Origin of the sequence: Deinococcus radiophilus (genome assembly GCF_020889625.1) — a bacterium.
GTDB lineage: Bacteria > Deinococcota > Deinococci > Deinococcales > Deinococcaceae > Deinococcus > Deinococcus radiophilus.
In genome coordinates this window covers 1,055,087-1,075,223 of sequence record NZ_CP086380.1, presented here as the reverse complement: position 1 = coordinate 1,075,223, position 20,137 = coordinate 1,055,087, and the positions used below count along the sequence as shown (strand labels likewise).

Below are 20,137 nucleotides of genomic sequence, written 5' to 3'. Positions count from 1 at the left end.
GCATGTTACAAGACGTTTGGTTGGCCATAGACGAGTACCGCTATGCCGACGCAGAAGAGCTGCTGCGCCGAGACGAGGACCTGCTGGTGTCCCGCGCCGGGCAGATGGCGCTGGGCTATATCTACGCCCATACCGAGCGCCCGGATGAGGCGAGGGAGGTGTTTGCCCGGCTGCGCGAGCAGCACCGGGGCGACGACTGGGAGCATATCGCCGTGCATCAGTTGGGCCGCACCGAGCGGCTGGCCGGGCAGTACCGCGCTGGCCTGGAGCTGCTGGCCCAGGAACGTGACATGATCGCTGGCCTGGACGAAAATGCCCACGAGCGGGCGGTCAATGCGCTGGAAACAGGCATCTGCTATCTGCACCTGACCGAACTGGGAGAGGCGCGTGCCTGGCTCCAAGACGCCCTCCGCCGCGCCGAGCGCCATGAAGACCCCGAAGTGGCGGGCCGTGCCGAGCGCTTCTTGGGTGAACTGGCCCTGCAGCAAGACAACCGCTACGCCGCGCAGGAGCACTTCACGCGGGCACTGACCTTTTTCCGGGAATCCGAAGACGAGTACGCGCAGCAAGAAATCCAGACTCGCCTGACTGAATTGGAGGGACAACCTCAGGCGTAATGAATGCGGAGGTGGGGGCTGGCAGAGTGGTCGGCCCTCAGCCAGCGTTCTGCTGGCCCGATCACCAGAAGTCATCCGGAAAGTGGGATATGGGGCCTAGTGACAGCCATTATCTACTCGCCCTGCCCAGGTAGAGGAATGGAGACGCGGCCATCTCCATTCCTTTACCTGGGCAGACTTTAGCCTCAGCGGTCCAGGCGGAAGATATTCAGGTCTGCCCGGTCCTGAGCGTCGGCGCCCAGAATATGGGCGGTCAGCAGCCGCGCTGCCTGCACGCTGTAGGTAATGCCGTTGCCACCGTAGCCCAAAGCGAACAGCAACCGCTTTTTTCCCGGCTGCGGCCCAATGTACGCTAGCCCGTCTTTCGTCTCCCCGAAGGTGCCAGCCCAGCTGAAGGCGATTTCAGTGTCGAGCTGGGGTTGCAACTGGCCCAATGCTTTGTGCAGGCGCTGGGCTCTACTCTTCAATCGGCGCTCACGTCGCTCAGGCGAGTGGAAGGGGTCGTCCTCGCCGCCGATAATGATGCGGCGGTCCGGCGTGGTGCGGGCGTACAGATAGGGCCGGGCCGTTTCCCAGATGAGGCAGCCGGTAGGCCACAGTTCGGTATCTTCGGCCAGCGGCTCTGTAGCCAGCGCATACGAGTTCTTGAGCCTGGCCAGGCGGTGTCCCAGAAACTGCTCGGCTTCGTAGCCAGTGGCGACAATGACCCAGCCGGCCTGCACTTTCGGTCCCCGGTCGGTGTGGAGGGTCCAACTGCTGCGCCCCTCTTCCAACTGGGTGACCGTGGTGCGGTCAGTGATGAGGCCGCCACGCTGTGCCACTCGGGCCAGTAGGCCGTGTGCCAATCGGTAAGGGTCAACCTCGGCGCCGTCCGGGGTAAAGAGAGCCGCTGGAGCTTTGATGCCAAAGCGGGTGTACAGTTCTCGGCTACTGAGGTACTCGCTGTTCAGCCCAGCTTCCTCGCGGGCCTGTTGCTCACGTTCCAGCATCCGGCCATCCCGGCGTAATGAGGCGTAATACAGGCTCCCATTGCGCCCGAAGCCGCAGCCATCAGGCAGTTGGCGGCAAAGTTCCCCCACCAGATCTATAGCGTCCCGGCAGAGGTGATAGGCACGGTCTGCCGGGCCTTGTCCGATCATGTCCCGCAGCTCGTGCAGGTTGGTGTCAATTTCGAACTGAAGCAGCGCTGTACTGGCCGAGGTTGACCCGGATGCCACATCCCGCCGGTCCAGCACCGCCACGCTCAGGCCCGCGTGGGTCAGGGCGTCGGCCAACAGCGCTCCGGTGATCCCTGCGCCAATGACTGCCACATCCACAGCCGTATCAGCGCGCAGAGGCGGGTAGGTCTGAATCAGTCCATTGTCGGTCGGCCAGAAGGCCCGTCCATCACGTAGATCCACAGATGCTCAGCCGCACCGGAAGGGAATGGGAATAGGGCCACAGCAGAATACGCCGCGCATTCCAGCTTGTGGGGAGACGCTCCTCGCCAGTGGTGCGCCGTGCAGAATGGCGTCGTGGGCGGCGCGGCACTGCCGGAACTGCGCGGCGATGTCAGCCTGGCCTGTCCTGAGGCCCTGAGTACGGATGATCCGACTCACCGCTGCCGAACAGCTTTCACCGCCATGCAGCGCGGCGCACGCGCAGCGAAAGCCCTTATAGGGGGAGAGATAACGCTGATATAGACGGATGGCTTCCAAGGCCAGCCGGTCGGCGCTGGGAGCAGGATGCACACGCATGGTCATGCTCCGCAGTTTAAGCTCAGAGCGGAGATTCTGCGCGAAGTGAGCGTTTATCAAAGGCTGGGGATGCGGCCCAATGGGGACCAAGTGGGGAGCTTAAAGCTGCGCTGTCCCATCCAGTTCCATGGCTTGCCGGAAACTGGCCACATCGGTAAACAGTCGCGCCTGCCAACCAGCGGCCCGCGCTGCCGTCACATTTTCTGCACTGTCATCCCAGAAGATGACGTCCTGGGGTGGCTTCCCCAATTGCTCGGTCACGGCAGCGTAGTATGCGGCACTTGGCTTGCGGTGCCCCACCGCGTAGCTCGCGAGATGGCCGTCTACCAGTTCTTCCAGCCCCGACTCGCGCAGCAAGTGAGCGGTACGGTGTGCTTCTTGATTGGTCGCCAGGTAGATCCGCCAGCCCAGAGTGCGTAACTCGCGTACGGCGTCCAGCATCGGCGTGTGTGGGCGGTTCTCGTAGTCCAGCCACTCGCGGTAAAAGTCCTGTGGCGTACCCTCGCGGCCTATCTGGTCCATAAAGTCAGGCAGATGGTCCAGCAAATCACTTTGGCCAGTGGACGCGGACTGGAACGGCCCCGCGAAAAACTCGCGGACTGGCCCGGATTCAAAGCGCGAGCAGTAAAAGTCTGGAAGCTCGATCAGCACGCCGTCCACATCCAGCAGCAGAATCTGGGTCTTTGGATTCACGGCGGTCAGTCTAACCGGACGCAGGCGCTTACGGACCGTGAGGCCAGCGGTCTGGAAGTTTTTCACCCCTCCTCCGGGCGGTACAGCTGCGGCGGAAAGCTCTGGCGCGCCGCCCCACTTGTCACGTATTCGCTGCGGCCCAGGTAAATGGCCGCCTGCCCGACAAACAGCCGCCGCTCGTCGTACTGCGCGGGGTCAAAGTGCGTGCGCTGCACCTGTCCCACAAACAGGTCGTGGTCGCCTACCGGCAGCGTGGCCGTGAGGCGGCAGTGGTAGGCCAGATACGCCTCCCGCAGTGCCAGCGGCTGCTCCGGCAGCGGGGTCAGGCCCAGCGCCGCGAACTTGTCCGCCCCGTCGTGCAGGCTCAGCACGCCGCCGCCCTGAATGGCGCGGGCCTGCTTGGCAGGCACAAAGTTCACGCCAAACTCGCCGCTGGCGGCAATCAGCCCATAGGTGGCCCGCTCCCGGCCAATCGCTACGCCGTAGAGCGGCGGTTCGCTGCTCAGGGCGGTGTGCCAGCCTGCCGCCATCACGTTGCGCTGACCCTGATAGATTGCCGTCACCAGCGCCACGGTGCCGGGATAGTAGCCAAAAAAATCTGCGGACGTTTCGCTGAGCATGGCTCACTTTAAGGTGGGGAGAGGAAGTCAGGGACTCACTGGCCCATCAGCTGCCGCAGTTCTTCCGGCGTGTACGGCGGGCTTCGCCGGTGCAGCATGGTGTGGCAGTTGGGGCAGACTGGAAGGAGATCCCTGACCGGATCAACCTCATATTCTCGCTGCAAGTCAGCCAGTGGGCGTAGGTGGTGGACTTGCAGATACCCCCGCGCGACCTCGCCGTACACCTGGGTTAGATCGGTTTTGCACACCTGGCAGGTGTGTCCGTAATGATCCAAGCAAGCGGCTCTGGCGGCCTGATTGCGCTCGTAGGCGTTAACATACACCCGCCGAACTGCGCCTTCTGCGTAGGTCTGGGCTTGCGCGGCCGGAACCTCGCCCCACTCACTGACCACGCCAGTTGCCGCCTGCCAACCCAGCCCCAGCAGTGCGGCCTTCAATTGTGGGCGTAACGTCCAATAAAAACGGCCATCCTGCCACTTTCCAGTAGCGACGTAGCGCCACCAGTGGGGATCACCGTCATCTGCATTCGGAAGCGGTCCCAGCGTGGACGCAAACTTGCGGGAGAGTTCGCCTATGCGCAGGTTCGCTGCACTCCATCCTCCAGGCAGGGCGGCGGCTTCGGCCAGCGAGTGAGCGGTGAGCGTATGCGAAGGCGCATCTAAGAAAGCCTGCAATACCCGCCGGTTGGTGTCCGTCAGGCGCATGTTGGCTAGGGCGTACTCAAACTGTTCGGACGGCCATTCGTATGACATGTTTCACCCTCAAATCAGAAACCCCCACCCATCACGGGCAGGGGCCAGTTGACACCTCGCTGATTACCGCCCTTCACCCGCCAGGTGCAGCCAGGTACTCAACACGCTGTCGGGGTTCAGGCTGACCGAATCGATGCCCTGATCCATCAGCCACTGGGCCAGCGCGGGGTGATCGCTGGAGCTCTGACCGCAGATGCCCACATATTTGCCCCTGGCTTTGGCGGCCTTGATTGCCATGCTCATCAGGCTCAGGACGGCTTCGTTCTGCTCGTCGAACATATCAGCCACCAGTCCCGAGTCGCGGTCTAGCGCCAGGGTCAGCTGCGTCAGGTCGTTCGACCCAATCGAGAAGCCGTCGAAGTGCTCCAGGAACTGATCGGCCAGGATGGCGTTGCTCGGCACTTCGCACATCATGATGACCTTGAGGTCGTTCTCGCCCTGCTTCAGGCCATTGCTGCGCAGGATGTCCAGGATGCGCACGCCCTCGGCCACGGTCCGCACAAAGGGAATCATCAGCTGCACGTTGGTCAGGCCCATGTCGTCGCGCACTTGGCGCATGGCCTCGCACTCCAGGCGGAAAGCTTCGGCAAAGTCGTCGCTGCGGTAGCGGCTGGCGCCCCGGAAGCCGATCATGGGGTTTTCCTCGGTCGGCTCGTAGCTTCCCCCGCCGATCAGGTGGGCGTACTCGTTGCTCTTGAAGTCGCTCAGGCGCACGATCACCGGCTTGGGCGCAAAGGCGGCGGCGATGCTGGCGACCCCTTCGGCCAGTTTCTCGCGGAAAAAGTCGCGCGGGCTATCGTAGCCGGCGGTCTTTTCCTCGATCAGGGCCTTGACGTCGTCCGGCACATTCGGGTAGTCCAGCAGGGCGCGGGGGTGAATGCCGATCACGTTGGAAATCACGAACTCCACGCGGGCCAGGCCCACGCCTTCATTCGGCAGCGCCGCAAAGGAAAAGGCGCGGTCCGGCGAGGCCACGTTCATCATGATTTTCATGCCGACTTCGGGCATGGCGTCCAGCTCGACGCGGTTCAGCTCGAAGTTCAGCTGGCCCGCATACACATACCCGGTGTCGCCCTCGGCGCAGGAGACGGTGACCTCCTGGCCGCTTTGCAGGTCACGGGTGGCCGTGCCGCTGCCCACCACCGCTGGAATCCCCAGCTCGCGGGCGATGATGGCGGCGTGACAGGTGCGCCCGCCCCGGTTGGTCACAATGGCGCTGGCCCGCTTCATGACGGGTTCCCAGTCGGGGTCGGTCATGTCGGCCACCAGCACGTCACCTTCTTGCACGCTTTCCATCTGGCTCAGGTCGCTGACCACCCGCACCACGCCTGCGCCGATGCGGTTGCCCACGGCGCGGCCCTCAACCAGCACCTCACCCTGCTCTTTCATCTCGAAGCGTTCCAGGGTGCGCCCGGCGCGGCTCTGCACTGTTTCCGGGCGGGCCTGGAGGATATAGATCTGGCCGTCGCGTCCGTCCTTACCCCACTCGATGTCCATCGGGCGGCCATAGTGATTCTCGATGGTCACGCACTGGCGGGCCAGCTCGTGCAGGTCTTCATCGTTCAGCGAAAAGGCGGCTTGCTCGGCGGCGTCCACATCCACCGTCTGTACCCCGCCCGCGTCGGCGTAGATCATTTTCTTTTGCTTGCTGCCGCGCGTGCGGCGGATCACGGCTTTTTTACCCTGGGCCAGTGCGGGCTTGTACACGAAGAACTCGTCGGGGTTCACCGCGCCCTGCACCACCATTTCACCCAGGCCGTACGAGGAGGTCACGAACACCGCGTCACGGAAGCCGCTCTCGGTGTCCAGGGTAAAGGCCACGCCGCTGACGCCAAGGTCAGTGCGGACCATCCGCTGCACGCCCGCCGAGAGCGCCACCTCGGAGTGCTCGAAGCCCTGGTGGACGCGGTACGAAATGGCCCGGTCGTTGTACAGGCTGGCGAACACCAGCCGCACGTATTTCAGGACATCGTCAATGCCGCGCACGTTGAGGAAAGTTTCCTGCTGGCCCGCGAAGCTGGCTTCGGGCAGGTCCTCGGCAGTGGCGGAGGAGCGCACGGCCACGTCCACCTCGTCGCCCAGGCCCGCATAAGCTTCGCGGATGGCGGCTTCCAGCGGCGCAGGCAGCGCAGCTTCTTCCACGAGGGTGCGGATTTCGGCTCCGGCGCGGGCCAGCTCAGCCACGTCGTTCACGTCCAGGCCGCTCAGGCGATCATTGATCCGCTCCTCAATGCCGTTCTCGCGTAGGAAGAGCCGGAAGGCATCGGCGGTGGTCGCAAAGCCGCCGGGTACGCGTACATCGGCTTCGGCCAGCCCCTGAATCATTTCACCGATAGAAGCGTTCTTGCCGCCGACAATTTCGACATCGGTCATCTGCAGGGTTTCAAAGGGGCGAATCATATCCATAGCGAGTAGTCTCCTCATGTTTCGGGCCAGAAGTAGGCTAGCTGAACCTGCTGACAGCCGGAAAGTAGGTTGAATTGATGATTTGAGTAGTGTGACTCGGCCCTATTCTAGCCCAAGCGCTGACAAGCACTTGACCCGTTATCCCGCGACTCTGGACCTGCGGCTCATGGCCTACGCTAGCCTAGAGCATGACCCTTCCCAGGCACGTCATCGTGGTTTCCGATCACACTGGAATCACCGCCGAAAACATGGCCCGCGCCCTGCTGGCGCACTTTCCAGACGAGGACCTGACCTACGCGCTCCGGTCTTTCGTGGATACTCCTGACAAGGCGCAGGCCGTTGCGCACGAGGTGGCCGTGTTGGCTGAACAAGAGCCGCGCCCCTTGCTGTTTACCACCATCACTGTGCCGGAGGTGCTGGAGTGGCTGCGCGAGGCTCCGGCAGTTCATTTTGATCTGCTGAGCCAGAGTGTGGACCGCCTAGAAGCCGAATTCGGCAGCCAGGCGACCCGTTTACCAGGCCGCTTTCACGACATGACCGATCAGCAGGGCTATCTGCGCCGCATGGAGGCGCTGGATTTTGCCTTGGCGACAGATGACGGTGTGGGCGACAAGCAGTATGGCCTCGCCGATGTCATTCTGGTCGGGGTTTCTCGCGCAGGCAAGACGCCGACCAGTCTGTTCCTGGCCCTTAATCACGGGGTTCGCGCCAGCAACTATCCGCTGGCCGAAGACGATTTCGAGCAACTCAGCCTGCCCCGGCCCCTGGAAGCCCACCGCGCCAAGCTGTTCGGCCTGACGATTGATCCCCGGCGGCTACACGCCATCCGCACCCAGCGCAAGGCGGGCAGCCAGTACGCCAGTCTGGAACAGTGCGAGTACGAGGTGCGCCGCGCCGAGCGGCTGTATGCGCAATGGAAAATCCCCGTGCGGGACACCACCAGCTCTAGCGTGGAGGAAATCGCATCGGGGATTTTGAACTATTTGCGCTAAAGGCAAAAAGCACGGGCATTTGCGCCCGTGTCTTTTTAACGACTCATTGCTGCTGCTGAACGAAAACGGCGTAATCGTTATATGGGAAGTATTCTACTGCTCCAGTCACCAGATCCTGAACAAGGAAGCCAGCTGCGTACTCGCCCTCTGCAATGAAGGTTCGCCCGTAGCTAATGGACTGCTCTGGTTTGACAATGGATGAGTTCAAGAAGCCGAGCTCTTCGTCATTGCTGTTGTAAACAACGGTCATGACGCGCACAGGGTTAATCCGGTTTCCAGTCAGTGTCCAGGATGCAGAAGGGGGAGTGAACTTACTCTTTGGGTCTTCACCTCCCTTTGTAGGTTCTGCTGGATCCAGCCCCACAATCTCAGCCACTCCGCGGTCCACCGTGACCGGCATTTCGCGGGTGTTCTCGTTCCCCGCCTGGTCACGGGCGGTCAGGCGCATCACATAAGCACCGTTGGGCAGCAGCGGCTGACCGTCCATCAGGAAGCCGATGTTCAGCAGGCGCTGATGCACTCCAGCTCCACCAACCGGAATCTGATACTGGTAGGACGCAGAGTTGGCCTTGCTCGTGCAGTCCGAAACCACCGTGGTGTCACAGGTAAAGGTCAGTAGGGCTGCCGCAATAGCGTCACTGTCCGAAATTTGGAGGGCCACGGCGCTCCTCCGGCTCAGGACGGGGCGTTCCACTCCCAGCTCACCATAGAAAGCTGGCATCAGGATGTTCAGCGCTGGAGCCTCGGTAGAGCGGATGTTATTGGTGACGTTGGCCGTGTCTTCTACCGTGCGGGTGAAGTTCTCACCTTGTAAGGTCACGTCCAATGAGGCACGGATGGTGTAATCCGTAACCACAAACTGGGCGTCCGTAAAGTCCACGGTAGTGCTGGCCTGCCACAGTCCACGGCTGGACTGGCGCAGAGGAGCTTGACGGGTGGTCACCAATTGACCGCGCTCGTCGAAAATCTCCAAGGTCACTTCCTGGGTTCCCAATGTGACAGGCGTGTTCTCTTCCTTGAGCTGTACGGTAATGGTGGTTGGTCCGCGCACCACACCGCCGTCACTGGGAGAGACGATGGACAGGGTAGGTGCAATGTTGTTTTTAACGGTGGTCACAAGGTTTGAACTGGTGCCACGCTTGCCTGCAGTATCTACCGCAACAGCCCGCAAGGTTAGATTCCCATCGGGATACTTGGTCGTATCAATGCTGAAGGTGGGGTTCTCGTTGTTGGCGACATAGGTGGTGGTGTCTACGATACCGCGGGCATCTGTCACTTCGAGGATGACACGGTCAATTTCAGCGCCAGCGGCCAGACCGGCCGATACCGTCACACTGAGGATGTCGCTGTAAGGAGCGTCATCAAGATTATTGATGCGGATGATCGGTTGAGGCGCGGGCAACTCGGTAGAAGTACCGGAGTAAGTGACTGTGAAAGCCTGCTCAGTCACGTTGCCTACCCGGTCTGTCACCCGCACGGTGTAGTTGAACGTTCCCGCGCTTGGAGGAATCACTTCGGCATTCAGGGTGCCGCTTCCTTCTCCCAGCAAGGTATTGCCCTGGAACAGCTGGATGAGCGCGGTGCCCGTATTGTCTTTGGCCGTAACACTGACCTGCATGGGCACATCGGTGGCGAGGGTCACGGTCCCACCATTCTGCACAGGTTTGCCGTTGACCATGACACTACTCAAGGTGGGAGCTGTAGCGTCTACGGTAAAGCTGTAAGTGGCGCTGGTGCGTTTGCCCATGCTGTCGGTGGCCGTCACAACCAGATTGTGCTGGCCAGCAGTCAGTTCGCTGAAGCTGAGGTTAAAAGTGCTCCTGATTTGATCGGCACTGAGTGTTCCACGGCGTTCGTTGGCGGTACCAGCGTCCAAGACCCAGCCCACCGCTGTGATCTTGTCATCGTCCGAGACGCGGACCGGAACAGTAACGTTAGGTGAGGTCACAGTGGGAGCGTTGACGAATTTGACGATAGGTGCACCGTTGCTGCCGGAGCCAGGGCCATTGCCCGTACCCAGATCGGGAGTGCCGCCCCCACAGCTGGCCAGCAGCAAAGGTACGGTGACAAAGGCCGCCATTAGTTTTTTCTGCAGGATCATGGTTGTTCCTCTACAAGTTCGCGGTTGCATTCGGTCCCGATATCGGCATTGGTGAATGCCGGTGAGCTCCAGCTACGGTTCAGGTCATCAAAGCCACGGAAGGAAATTCGCATGGAAAGGTTCTCGCACTCATCCGCTACGTAGTAGTTTTGGTTGAGCTGTTCCACCACGCCTTGTTTGATCAAAGCCACACTATCGGGAAAGGCAACCTGCCGGGCCACAGCGGTCTTGTCGGCCCCAGCGCACTGGTCGGTATCACCGGTGGGGCAAGCGTAGCCGCCAGGCACCCGGAAGGACAAGCCATTCCGGCTATAGCTGGCGTCATTGCCACCAAAGCGGCTGCCTGCGCTGTCAAGGGCCTCAACGGTATAGCTGGTCACCGTAACACCTAGGCTACCCGGCGCAACGCTGAACTTTAGCGTGGGTTGAGTGATTTCAGAGCGGTATCCGAGGTAAGTGCCCGTTTCTTTGCCGTATTCCTGCGTTAGATCTATTAAGCCTGCTGTGGCGAGGCCAGGCACCACCTGAGTTTGTGCCCCAAAGGCCATCCCATCAGGGTTACAAGCGGTCAATCCCAGAGCGAGGACCAGGAACATACTTGCTTTTCTCATACTTCCTCCACGGCGGGTGACTTCGGATCATGCGTGTAGTACGCAAGGCGCTTCATGCCCGCTAAAAAGTCAACATTCTCGACAGTCACATTATGCCAGGTCTTTGTCTTACCAACATCTTTTTCATTTTCACTGAGTGGGGGCCTGAGGACGATGGGTGCAAAGTTGAGAATGCTGGTAATCCCGGCCTGGACGAGCTTTTCAGCGGTAGCCTGTGCACGTTCAGGAGGCACGGTGAGGAAAGCCATTTTCACGCCACGTTCATGGACGAAGGAAGGAAGCTGACTCATATGAAGGATGGGAAGATTGCCGATAGACGTTCCGACCACCTGTGGGTCGACATCAAATAAACCAACGTACTCGAACTGGTATTCGGCAGCAACCGGGAAGTTGGCAATGGCGTGACCTAAGCGGCCCATGCCGACCACGATGACCGGCCAGTGGAGGTTCAGCCCCAGGGCGTCAATAATTTCCCGCTTGAGCAAGGCGACGGAGTAGCCCATCCCGCGTTTCCCGAAACGGCCAAAGTAGGCCAAATCCTTACGAACCTGAAAAGCAGTGACCTGGGCACGTTCGGCCAGGTCACTGGAACTGGTTCTGGGTTCTCCCGCCAGCTCCAGCTCCTCAAGAATCCGCAGATAGGTGACCAAGCGGCTGACGGTGGCCGAGGGGATGGTCAGAGCTCGCTCTTTTTTCATAGAAAGGCCATTCTCATCTCTGTGTTTAGCGGAGGCGGAAATGATCGTAACCGCTGGCATCCAGTCGGGCTTCGGCACCTGCGACTTCGTTAGGCGCAAAGGGACCGATGATGACGCGGACCCGCTCGCCTTCCGGCGCATTGACGCTGGGATTGAATCCCTGTCCTTGCAGATCGCTGACCAACTGCTGGGCACGGTCGGCGTCGTCGAAGGCTCCGACTTGCAGGTAAACCGGGCCGGTGGCGGCTGCCGGTGCCGGCGTAGCTGGTGTGGGAGCAGGTTGCGCGGGAGTGCTCTGGGCCGGCGCTGGGGTGCTCTGAGTGGGGGCCGGAGCAGCAGGCGTTGGCGCGGGAGTCGCCGGACGGGGCGCTGGCTGAGCGGGTGCTGGAGCCGGGGTCGCGGGCTGCGGTGTCGGGGTCGGAGCTGACGTACTGGGCCGTGGCGTCGGTACAGGTGCTGCAGCTGGTGCACGTGGGGCAGGTGCTGGTGTAGGGGCACTGGTAGTCGGCGTGCCAGGTGCCGGAGCATCGGGAGTTGGAGCAGGTGCCGTAGCCCCAGGGCGGGGAGCAAAGAGAGCCGCGCCGGGGTAGGCCCGCTGGATGTCTGCCAGTGCCCGCTGCGCGGCAGCTGAGTTCTCGAAGGGGCCGACCTGGGCCACCACCTGATCGCCCAGGTCAATGGAGTACACGGTGTAGCCCAGGGCCGCCACCTGCGCGGTCCGCTGAACAGCCTGCGCCGAAGTGCCAAAGCCGCCCAGACTGATACGGTATTCGTTGCGGTTGGGAACTCGGCTGGCGCTGGTCGGTACGGCGCCACCAGGACGCGGTGTCACGGCTGCGCTGGCGGCAGGGGCAGGAGTCGTTTCGGTGGATGGCTCGGTGCTCGTCGCTGGCTCTGGGTCGGTGATGGTCGGTGCCGCCTCGGTTTGAGCAGGTGCGGGCGTAATTTCGACATCCGGCTGCTCAGGTTCCGTCACTTCGGGAGCTTGGGTCACACTGGGTTCCCCGTCTTCCTCCTCACCCTCAACACCACTCTCTTCGCCGGCTTCATCACTTGTGGTGGTGGTTTCGGTGGTCTGAGTGGTCGTGGTGGTTGCGGTGCCTGGCGCAGCCGGAATGGCTGGGGCGGTTTCGACCTGGGTGACTGCGGTGGTGGTTTCGGCGCGATTCTGTCCGAACAGCAGCGTGGCGAATCCGATGAGTAGCCCCAGAACGACCAGGCCGATCAGGATGTCAGGCCAGCGGCTGCGCCCCTGAAGGCGACTCATTCCAGTGCTCCACGGGCAGCAGCGCTTCCCAGCTCGGCGGCGGTTCCCAGGGTGCGGCGGGCATCGGCTGCGCGTCCCTGTTCACGCTGGGCCAGTCCCAGGACATACCAGGCCTGAGCATTTCCAGGCGTCTCTGTGACGAGTGCTTGCAAGATCACCTCGGCTTCGGCAGCCCGGCCAGAGGCCAGCAGAGCCGATCCTAGATTCAGGCGGGCCAGCGGTGCAGGGTCCAGGCTGACGCTCTGGCCCAGTGCTTCAGCGGCAGCGGTGTAGTTGCCCAACTGGTATTCACTCAGTCCCAGCCACAGCCAGGTTTCGGCAGTCGGCAGGCTAGAGGCGCTGGCCCGCAGCAGGTTGGCGGCTGAAGCGTAGCGGTCGCTGCGGTAGTCCAGCAGGCCCAGAACCAGTTCGGCGCGGGCGCGGCTCACGGCGTCAGGCTCCAGGTTCAGAGCCAGCTCAGCGTCGCGGCGGGCTTCGGCGTAGCGGTTCAGACGCAGGCGCAGCGTGGCCAGCTCGGTGCGGTAGGCGGCGCTGCGCGGTTCCAGCAGGGCAGCTTCGCGGTAGGCCTGCAAGGCCTGCTGGGTCTGCCCAGCGCGGCTGCGTAGATTGCCCAGCAAGGCCCAGGCGCCAGCGTCTTTGTTGTTTAGGCGCACGCCCTGAGCGGCAGCCGTCACGGCTTCATCCAGCTGGCCGACCACGCCCAGCAGGGCAGCGCGGCGCAGCAACAAAGGAGCGCGGCTGGCCGGGTCGGTGGTGGTCGCCAGAACGCGGTCCACTTCTCCCAGACCGCGTTCCGGCAAGCCCTGGGCCAGATAGATATCGGCCAGCAGCAGCGCCGCGCTGACCTGGGTCTGAGCACTGCCCAGCGCCTGATAAGCTCCGGGAAGTGCGGCCACGCCCTCGCCGAGCAGGGCTTGGGCCTGGGCCAGGCGCAGCTGCAGTTCCGCATCGCCAGGGGCCAGCGTGACCATTTCGCCCAGCGTGGCCCGTAGGCCAGCCCAGTCCTGGGCGCGCGCCTGCTCGGAGGCCAAAGCGTCTAGCACATAGAGCTGTACGTCTTCGTTGCCAGTGGTCTTGGCCAGTTGAGCGGCCTGCTCAAAGTAGCCACGTGCAGCCGTATAGTCCGCCGCCTGCACGGCCAGCACGCCTAGGTTGTAGGGGCCTTCAAAGCGGTTAGGAGCCAGTTGCACCAGCTGGCCCAGCTCAAAGCGGGCCGCTTCGGTCTGTCCCTGGGCCAGCAGGGCCAGTGCCAGCCCGAAGTGGGCTTCGGGGTGACGGTAATTCTGGGAAATGAGGGCTTCGAAGGCACTGCGGGCCGCCCCGGCGCCCCCCTGTTCCAGAGCGGTGTAGGCGCCTTGCAGTGCAGTGCGTTGCTCGCCCGTGAGCGGCAGGTATTCCGGCTGGACGGCCGGGGTGCCTGTAGCGCTCACTGCAGCAGGGGCCAAGACACCTGCCTGGGCGGCCTGCTGGCCTTCCATGATGCCGTTCAGGCGCTCTTGAACCTGTGGCACGATATTGGTGCCCGGTCCGCTGATGCTCTGCAGGGTGTTGTTCACGCCAATGGCAGCCGAGGTGTCGATCAACGTTTGCGCCGAGCCACTGCCCAGCAGGGCGGCACTCCATCCAAGCGCCAGGGTCAGGTAAGAAATCTTCATATATCGCATAGAGCCTCCTGTGACGGATAATCAGGCTCAGGCTATCATCAAGAAATCACAAATCTGTGAAGATGTTTTCGCGTCTCTGAGAAGCAGGTCGGCACTCAGGTGGTCGGCCCAGTAAGCGTTGGAGCAGACTGGAGACGTGTCCTTATTTGCTGTGCCCGTCAGTGAACTGCTTTAGGCTGACGCTATGAACCCTGCTTCCCTGGACCTTGCCGCCGCCCGTCAAGTCCTTCAGTCAGCGGCCCATGTCGCCGTGCTGACCGGAGCTGGGGTCAGTGCGGCCAGCGGTATTCCCACTTTCCGCGAGGCCCAGAGCGGCCACTGGGCACGGTTCCGGCCCGAAGACCTGGCCAGCCCACAGGCGTATGCCCACGACCCTGATACGGTCTGGGCATGGTACGCGGGCCGCTACCGCGACGTGTCTGCGGCGCAGCCTAACGGGGGCCATACCTGGCTGGCCGAGCTGGAGCGCCGCAAAGGGGCTGGATTCTTTCTGGCAACCCAGAATGTAGACGGCCTGCACGCCCGCGCCGGCAGCGGCAGCCTGGGTGGTCGGCTGGTCGAACTTCACGGCAATCTGTCGCAGGCCCGTGACGAGGTAACCGGCATCATTCATAGTCTCCCGGCCCCCGCTGACTTGATTCTGCCGCCGCGGTCCCCAGCGGGCCACCGCATGCGTCCCCATGTGGTGTGGTTTGGAGAATTCTTGCCGGAAGACGCACTGGCTGCCGCCGAGCAGGCGTTTGCTGAAGCGGAGGTGGCCCTGATTATCGGGACCAGCAGTGTGGTGTATCCGGCAGCGGGACTGGCCCTGGAAACGCTGCGGGGTGGGGGGCGGGTGATCGAGATCAACCCAGAGGCTACCGAGCTGACTCCGGCTGCCAGTCTCAGCCTGCGAATGGGAGCGGAAGAGGGGTTGGCGGCGCTGCTGGAGGGCGTGGATGAACTCAGTTAAGAGGTGAGGCCAGAGCCGACTTATGGGCTCCGCGCCGAAGTCACTCCCGGCTCACACTGCGCTGCCTGTCCGCCCGCTATACTTCTGCGATTGTCTGGCGGCTCTTGTTCCGCCCGCTTGCCCGCTGATTTTTTCTCCCATCCCGGCCCTGCCAGAAAGGAGCCACCATGACGGCTCAGACCCTCCCCGTGCCCGACACCGAAATTTTTCCGGCCCGCATCAAATCTCTGGAGCCGTATGGCCCTGCTGAAAAGGCCGGAATACAACCGGGTGACATGCTGCTGCGTATGAATGGTCAGGCCGTAACCGACGTGCTGGCCTACCGCCGCATCCTGACCGAAGGCGACGTGGAGCTGGAAATCGGGCGTCCGGCGGCGCTGCAGCCGGTGCCGTTCGGGATGCCGGGGATCGGCAAGGACAAGACCTGGCGACCCGTGGGTCAGCCGCCGCTGCCTGAGTTCGATCAGGTGTTCACGTTTACCGTGAGCTGGGAAGACCCTGGCATTGAGTTTGAGGACGTGCTGTTCGATGGCATCAAGAAATGCGCCAACAAGTGCGATTTTTGCTACATCCACCAGATGCCCCGTGGCTTCCGCAAGAGCCTGTACATCATGGACGACGACTACCGGCTGTCCTTTTTGTTCGGGTCGTTCGTGACCATGACCAACCTGACTGAAGCCGATATTGGGCGCATCCTGAACGAGAACCTCTCGCCGCTGTATGTTTCGGTCCACACCACCAACCAGGAACTCCGCCAGGACATCATGAACTGGTGGAAGCTGAAGGTCAAAGACGAGCAGGCTGTGGACGTCAAAGGCATGATTGAGCGCCTCTCGGGAATAGACCTGTACACCCAGGTGGTGCTGCTGCCTGAACGCAACGACGGCGACGAGCTGGACGCGACGGTGGAATATCTGGCCAGCCGTCCCAACGTGATTTCCACGGCGGTGGTTCCCATCGGTCTGACCGGGCACCGTAAGAATCTGCCGGACGTTCGGACCTTCCGCGCCGACGAGGCCCGTGACACCATCCGGCGGTTGAACGTGTGGCGGCGGCGTTTCTTGGAAGAAAAGGGAACCCGCTTCGTGTTTCCCAGTGACGAGTTTTACCTGCTGGCCGGCGAGCCGCTGCCCAGCGAAGAGGAGTACGAGGGCTTCCCCATGCTGGAAAACGGCGTAGGGATGGTGCGTGATTTTCTGACTGAGGGTTTGCCGCAAGACCTGCCCCGCGAGCTGCCGCAGCCGATGAAGGTGATTCTGGCTACGGGTTCACTGTTCGCACCTACCCTGGACCTGGCGGTAGAACCACTGCGACAGATCGCCGGGTTGGATCTGGAAGTACGGTCTATTCCAAACGTGACCTTCGGGGACGTGACCAGCGTGGCGGGGTTGCTGACCGGGCGCTGCTTCCGGCATGGTGTGACTCCCGGTGAGGCCGACCTGTTGCTGGTCCCGCCCACGACGCTCCGCTACGGCACCGAGCTGATGCTGGACGACCTCAGCCTTACCGAGCTACGCGCCGACCTGAAGATGGATATCCGGCCTGGGGGAGCTACCCTGGGTGAATTGGCCCGTGTGATTCTGGAAGGCGCACTGAGCAGTGGGCCGCAGTGGGGTGTCAGCGCCCACGCAGTCAAAGAAGAGCGGGGCCGGGCCTAGAGATCATCCGGAACGTGGCCGTGAGGTCCAAGCCACTGTATGTCTCCTCGCTCTCCTGCGGAGCCGTACCAGTCCGCTCACATACAACCCCCGGAAGTGGACGTACCTCCGCGATTTTCCAGACAGTCTCTAGAGCAGTTCGCTCCTGCGGAGCATTGAAGGTTCCAGTGCCAGGTGTATTGATCGGGGAGGAATGGAGTCCCTACGCTGTCAAATGCCGTAAAACTGTGCGTAAAGGTCAGGGCTGGCAAATGAAGCGGGAGCGTCAGGCCGCAGCATGAGGTCAAAAGGGCCAGCAAGTGAGCTGAAACTGCCGCCTTCGTGATGTGGTGAATTTCACATTCCATCTTGTGGTGTTCATGACATATTTCCGCTCATGTTAAAAGGTTTTCGTGACTTTGTAATGCGTGGCAATGTGGTTGACCTGGCCGTCGGTGTGGTTATTGGCGCTGCGTTTAATGGCCTGGTGGAGGCCTTTACTAAGGCGTTCCTAACGCCTCTGATTCAGCTGGTGGGCGGCGGCGATGTGGCTGGCGCCATCACCCTGCGTGCTGCTACGGCGACCCAGGAAGCCATCGTGCTGGATTACGGCTCCTTTATCAGTGCCCTGATCAGCTTCTTGCTGACGGCCGCCGTGCTGTATTTCTTCGTGGTCCAGCCCATGAACATGATGAACGAGCGACTCAAGCGCGGCCAGCAGGCTCCGGTAGACGAACCCAGCAACGAGGAGAAACTGCTGGCCGAAATCCGCGACGAACTGCGCCGCCCCCGCGTCTGAGCTGAAGAGATGTTAGCCGGGCCACCCTACGAGGTGGCTTTTTTATTGGGGGCAGCAGCCCCTGCCTTTTCTCGCCCCTCTCACTCTGGGACGCTAGGCTAAACCCAACATGCGCCGAGTCTGGCTTTCCCGAATTTTAGGTGTCCTGGTCCTGGCCTGTTTGCTGGCCGGGGCTGGTTTTGCCGCGTTATACGTGATGTGGACCCGTGATCTCCCCAGTGTGCAGGATGTGGATTTGCTGGCTCTGGGCGGCGAAACGCGGGTTTATGACCGCAAGAACCGCTTGATCGGAGTGCTGACTCCCAGCCTCAGCAGCGGTGCGCTGATGAGCGGCGATCTGCTGGAACTCGGTGAGATCAGCCAGCCGCTGCGCAAAGCAGTGGTGTCCAGCGAAGACCGCCGTTTCAATACCCACAGCGGCCTAGACATCATCGGCATTGGGCGCGGTCTGCTCAAGGGTCTGTTTTTCAATGACCTGGAAGGTGGCAGTTCCATCACCCAGCAGCTGGTCAAAAATACCCTACTGACCGATCTGAACTCGGCGCGCACGCTAGAGCGCAAGTTCAAAGAAGCCGTGCTGGCCTACCGGGTAGAGAAGAATTTCTCCAAGCAGCAGATTCTGGCGGCCTATCTGAACGTGGTGTACTGGGGCAAGACCGAGCGGCGGTCCATCGTGGGCATTGACCAGGCGGCGCACGCCTATTTCGGCAAAGCCGCTTCCGAGTTGAACCTGGCCGAAAGTGTCTATCTGGCCACGCTGATTCCCGCACCCAACAGCCGTTACCGTGCATTTGAGGAGTACCGTCCGTTGGCCCGCGGCCTGCTGGAACGCATGGTAGAAGACGGAGTGGTCACGCAGGCCCAGGCAGATCAGGCCTGGCGTACGCCCATTTATCCAGCAGGCTGGCGGATCGGCTGGAACGAAGACGGCACCGTGAGTAGTGCGGCGCTGGAGAAACCAGAACGTCTGGAGGAAAATCTACCCGCCCAACTGCCGCAGGTGGCCTTTCACTACCTTCAGGCCGTAGAGCGTGAACTGGTTGCACAGCTGGGCCGTCAGGAGGCCTATGCCAGTGCGCGGATCATCACTGGGCTGGACCTAGATGCGCAGCGAGCTGCTGAAGCCGCTGCCCGCGAGGCCGAGCTTCCCGAAGGGGCCACCCTGGGTATGGCTTATGTAGATCCGGCTACGGGTGAGGTTACGGCCCTGGTCGGTCAGCAATTGGGCAGCGGTCGGCCCGCCGACTGGGACAATGCCACACAGTCACGCCGTCAGATGGGCAGTTCCATCAAGCCGTTCGTCTATACGCAGGCGCTGGCGCAGGGCTGGAAGCAGAGCGATACCGTGATGGATTCTCCGCTGGACGGTGAATATCAGCCCAAGAACTACGATGGCCGCTGGCTGGGTTATCCGGTCACACTGCGCTACGCCCTTGACCACTCACTGAACCTGCCCACCGTGCGGCTGGCGCAGGAAGTAGGACTGACTAACCTTGAAGGCAAACTGACCGAACTGGGCTTCCGGGTGCAGCCGGACCTGGGCCTGAGTCTCAGTATCGGCACGCTGGAGGCCAGCCCTTTGCAAGTGGCCTCGGCTTATGCGGCGTTTGCGAACGGCGGCTTGTATCGCCCGCCCAGCTTCGTGCGGCAGGTGATCGATGAACGCGGCGCCGTGGTTTATCAGCGTCCACAAGTCCCGGCCATTCGCGTCTGGGACGAACAGACGGCTTATCTGGGGCTGGATATGCTGATGGGGGTGGTGGGGGACCTGAGCGCTGAGCAGGGCGGCCTGGCTACGCTGGCCCAGATTGACGGCTGGCCGGTGGGGGGCAAAACTGGAACCACCAACGATATCCGCGACCTGTGGTTTGCGGGCGTGGTGCCGGGCGCTGCTGGAGCCGTCTGGGTGGGCCGCGAGGACAATCAGCCGCTTCCAGATTGGGCCTACAGTGGTACGGTGCCTACACCGATCTGGCAGCGGGCAGTCAGTGGGATATTGGCCGGGCGTGAGCCGCAGACTTTCTCCGTGCCAGCCGGCATTACCTTTGCCACGGTGCGGCGGGTGGAAATGGCATTCCGAACCGAAGATCTTGAGGAAAGTGGTGTCAGCACTCAGGTCCAACCCCAAACCCAGGTGACGCCCTTACCGACGCCGCCCGTAGCTCAGGCTGCCCCCACTCCCGCTCCACAACCACAGCCCGCCGAGCCGGCCCATTCTGAGGAAGTCCCCACTGCCGAACCCGAAGAGTCCAGTGATGGGGCGGCAGATCCAGCCCCTGAGCCAGTGCAGGAGCAGCCAGCGACAGACGCAGACACCAGCGATCCTTTCGCACTGCCATCCCTTCCGATTCTAGATACAGTGCCGCTGCCTGATCTGAATACGGTGCAGGAACAGGCCAAGGAAGCGCTGGACACGGCCCGCGAGGCGGCGCAGCAACAGTTGCAGAATCAAGTACAGCAGCAACTGGACGCCCTGCCAGAGAATCTGGGTGAGAGCCTCAGCGAGAACCTGGAAGGGTGGCAGGAAGCCTTGCCTTCGCTGCCTCAGGCCACCCCTTAATCTTTGCTGAAAGTTCTGTGCAAATAATTTGT

Annotated in this window: 17 protein-coding genes; 6 read left to right on the top strand and 11 right to left on the bottom strand. The window is 62.0% G+C overall.

Annotated elements, in window-relative coordinates; all coding sequences use genetic code 11:
• Positions 1-2 precede the first annotated feature (2 nt).
• The gene (locus LMT64_RS05485) at positions 3-617 is read left to right on the top strand and encodes a hypothetical protein (protein ID WP_126350818.1); all 615 of its coding nucleotides are present in this window, start codon (positions 3-5) and stop codon (positions 615-617) included.
• Positions 618-802: 185 nt separating this feature from the next.
• Here LMT64_RS05485 and LMT64_RS05480 read toward each other — a convergent pair whose 3' ends face one another.
• The 6 genes from LMT64_RS05480 to ppsA all read right to left on the bottom strand — a co-directional run bounded on the left by LMT64_RS05480 (position 803) and on the right by ppsA (position 6,824).
• Positions 803-2,017 (bottom strand): NAD(P)/FAD-dependent oxidoreductase, encoded by a 1,215-nt coding sequence (locus tag LMT64_RS05480; RefSeq protein WP_126350817.1) that lies wholly within the window; start codon positions 2,015-2,017, stop codon positions 803-805.
• A gap of 6 nt (positions 2,018-2,023) precedes the next feature.
• The gene (gene yidD, locus LMT64_RS05475) at positions 2,024-2,353 is read right to left on the bottom strand and encodes a membrane protein insertion efficiency factor YidD (protein WP_407647847.1); all 330 of its coding nucleotides are present in this window, start codon (positions 2,351-2,353) and stop codon (positions 2,024-2,026) included.
• Positions 2,354-2,452: 99 nt separating this feature from the next.
• Positions 2,453-3,046: an HAD family hydrolase gene (locus LMT64_RS05470; RefSeq protein WP_170165880.1), complete on the bottom strand. Its 594-nt coding sequence runs from the start codon at positions 3,044-3,046 to the stop codon at positions 2,453-2,455.
• Between the two features lie 62 nt (positions 3,047-3,108).
• On the bottom strand, positions 3,109-3,666 hold the full coding sequence (locus tag LMT64_RS05465) for a flavin reductase family protein (protein ID WP_126350814.1): 558 nt from the start codon (positions 3,664-3,666) through the stop codon (positions 3,109-3,111).
• A gap of 35 nt (positions 3,667-3,701) precedes the next feature.
• Positions 3,702-4,418, bottom strand: a complete 717-nt coding sequence (locus LMT64_RS05460; protein ID WP_126350813.1) for an HNH endonuclease — start codon at positions 4,416-4,418, stop codon at positions 3,702-3,704.
• A 63-nt stretch (positions 4,419-4,481) separates the two neighbouring features.
• A complete protein-coding gene (ppsA, locus tag LMT64_RS05455) occupies positions 4,482-6,824 on the bottom strand; it encodes a pyruvate, water dikinase (protein WP_229253416.1) in 2,343 nt (780 codons plus the stop codon).
• Between the two features lie 188 nt (positions 6,825-7,012).
• On the opposite strand from ppsA, the gene LMT64_RS05450 reads away from it, so the two are divergent.
• Positions 7,013-7,816, top strand: coding sequence for a pyruvate, water dikinase regulatory protein (locus tag LMT64_RS05450; protein ID WP_126350811.1), 804 nt, complete (start codon positions 7,013-7,015; stop codon positions 7,814-7,816).
• Between the two features lie 43 nt (positions 7,817-7,859).
• Here LMT64_RS05450 and LMT64_RS05445 read toward each other — a convergent pair whose 3' ends face one another.
• Genes LMT64_RS05445 through LMT64_RS05425 form a run of 5 tightly spaced genes read right to left on the bottom strand, consistent with a single transcriptional unit; the run spans position 7,860 to position 14,148 of the window.
• Positions 7,860-9,917 (bottom strand): Ig-like domain-containing protein, encoded by a 2,058-nt coding sequence (locus LMT64_RS05445; RefSeq protein WP_170165879.1) that lies wholly within the window; start codon positions 9,915-9,917, stop codon positions 7,860-7,862.
• The gene (locus LMT64_RS05440; RefSeq protein ID WP_229253415.1) at positions 9,914-10,528 is read right to left on the bottom strand and encodes a hypothetical protein; all 615 of its coding nucleotides are present in this window, start codon (positions 10,526-10,528) and stop codon (positions 9,914-9,916) included. The genes LMT64_RS05445 and LMT64_RS05440 overlap by 4 nt, the downstream gene beginning before the upstream one ends.
• Entirely contained in the window at positions 10,525-11,226 is a 702-nt protein-coding gene (locus LMT64_RS05435) for a redox-sensing transcriptional repressor Rex (protein ID WP_126350808.1), read from the bottom strand. Before LMT64_RS05435 ends, LMT64_RS05440 begins: the two co-directional genes overlap by 4 nt.
• A 25-nt stretch (positions 11,227-11,251) precedes the next feature.
• Positions 11,252-12,493, bottom strand: a complete 1,242-nt coding sequence (locus LMT64_RS05430) for an SPOR domain-containing protein (protein WP_211334149.1) — start codon at positions 12,491-12,493, stop codon at positions 11,252-11,254.
• On the bottom strand, positions 12,490-14,148 hold the full coding sequence (locus tag LMT64_RS05425) for a tetratricopeptide repeat protein (protein ID WP_229253414.1): 1,659 nt from the start codon (positions 14,146-14,148) through the stop codon (positions 12,490-12,492). Before LMT64_RS05425 ends, LMT64_RS05430 begins: the two co-directional genes overlap by 4 nt.
• 208 nt (positions 14,149-14,356) lie before the next feature.
• Between LMT64_RS05425 and LMT64_RS05420 the strand changes: the two genes are divergently transcribed.
• The 4 genes from LMT64_RS05420 to LMT64_RS05405 all read left to right on the top strand — a co-directional run bounded on the left by LMT64_RS05420 (position 14,357) and on the right by LMT64_RS05405 (position 20,105).
• Complete coding sequence (locus LMT64_RS05420; RefSeq protein ID WP_126350989.1) at positions 14,357-15,109, top strand: Sir2 family NAD-dependent protein deacetylase; 753 nt, start codon at positions 14,357-14,359, stop codon at positions 15,107-15,109.
• 167 nt (positions 15,110-15,276) lie between these two features.
• Positions 15,277-16,767: a DUF512 domain-containing protein gene (locus LMT64_RS05415; RefSeq protein WP_126350806.1), complete on the top strand. Its 1,491-nt coding sequence runs from the start codon at positions 15,277-15,279 to the stop codon at positions 16,765-16,767.
• 376 nt (positions 16,768-17,143) lie between these two features.
• Positions 17,144-17,545, top strand: coding sequence for a large conductance mechanosensitive channel protein MscL (gene mscL / locus LMT64_RS05410; RefSeq protein ID WP_126350805.1), 402 nt, complete (start codon positions 17,144-17,146; stop codon positions 17,543-17,545).
• Positions 17,546-17,654: 109 nt separating this feature from the next.
• Positions 17,655-20,105: a transglycosylase domain-containing protein gene (locus tag LMT64_RS05405; protein ID WP_126350804.1), complete on the top strand. Its 2,451-nt coding sequence runs from the start codon at positions 17,655-17,657 to the stop codon at positions 20,103-20,105.
• Positions 20,106-20,137 lie beyond the last annotated feature (32 nt).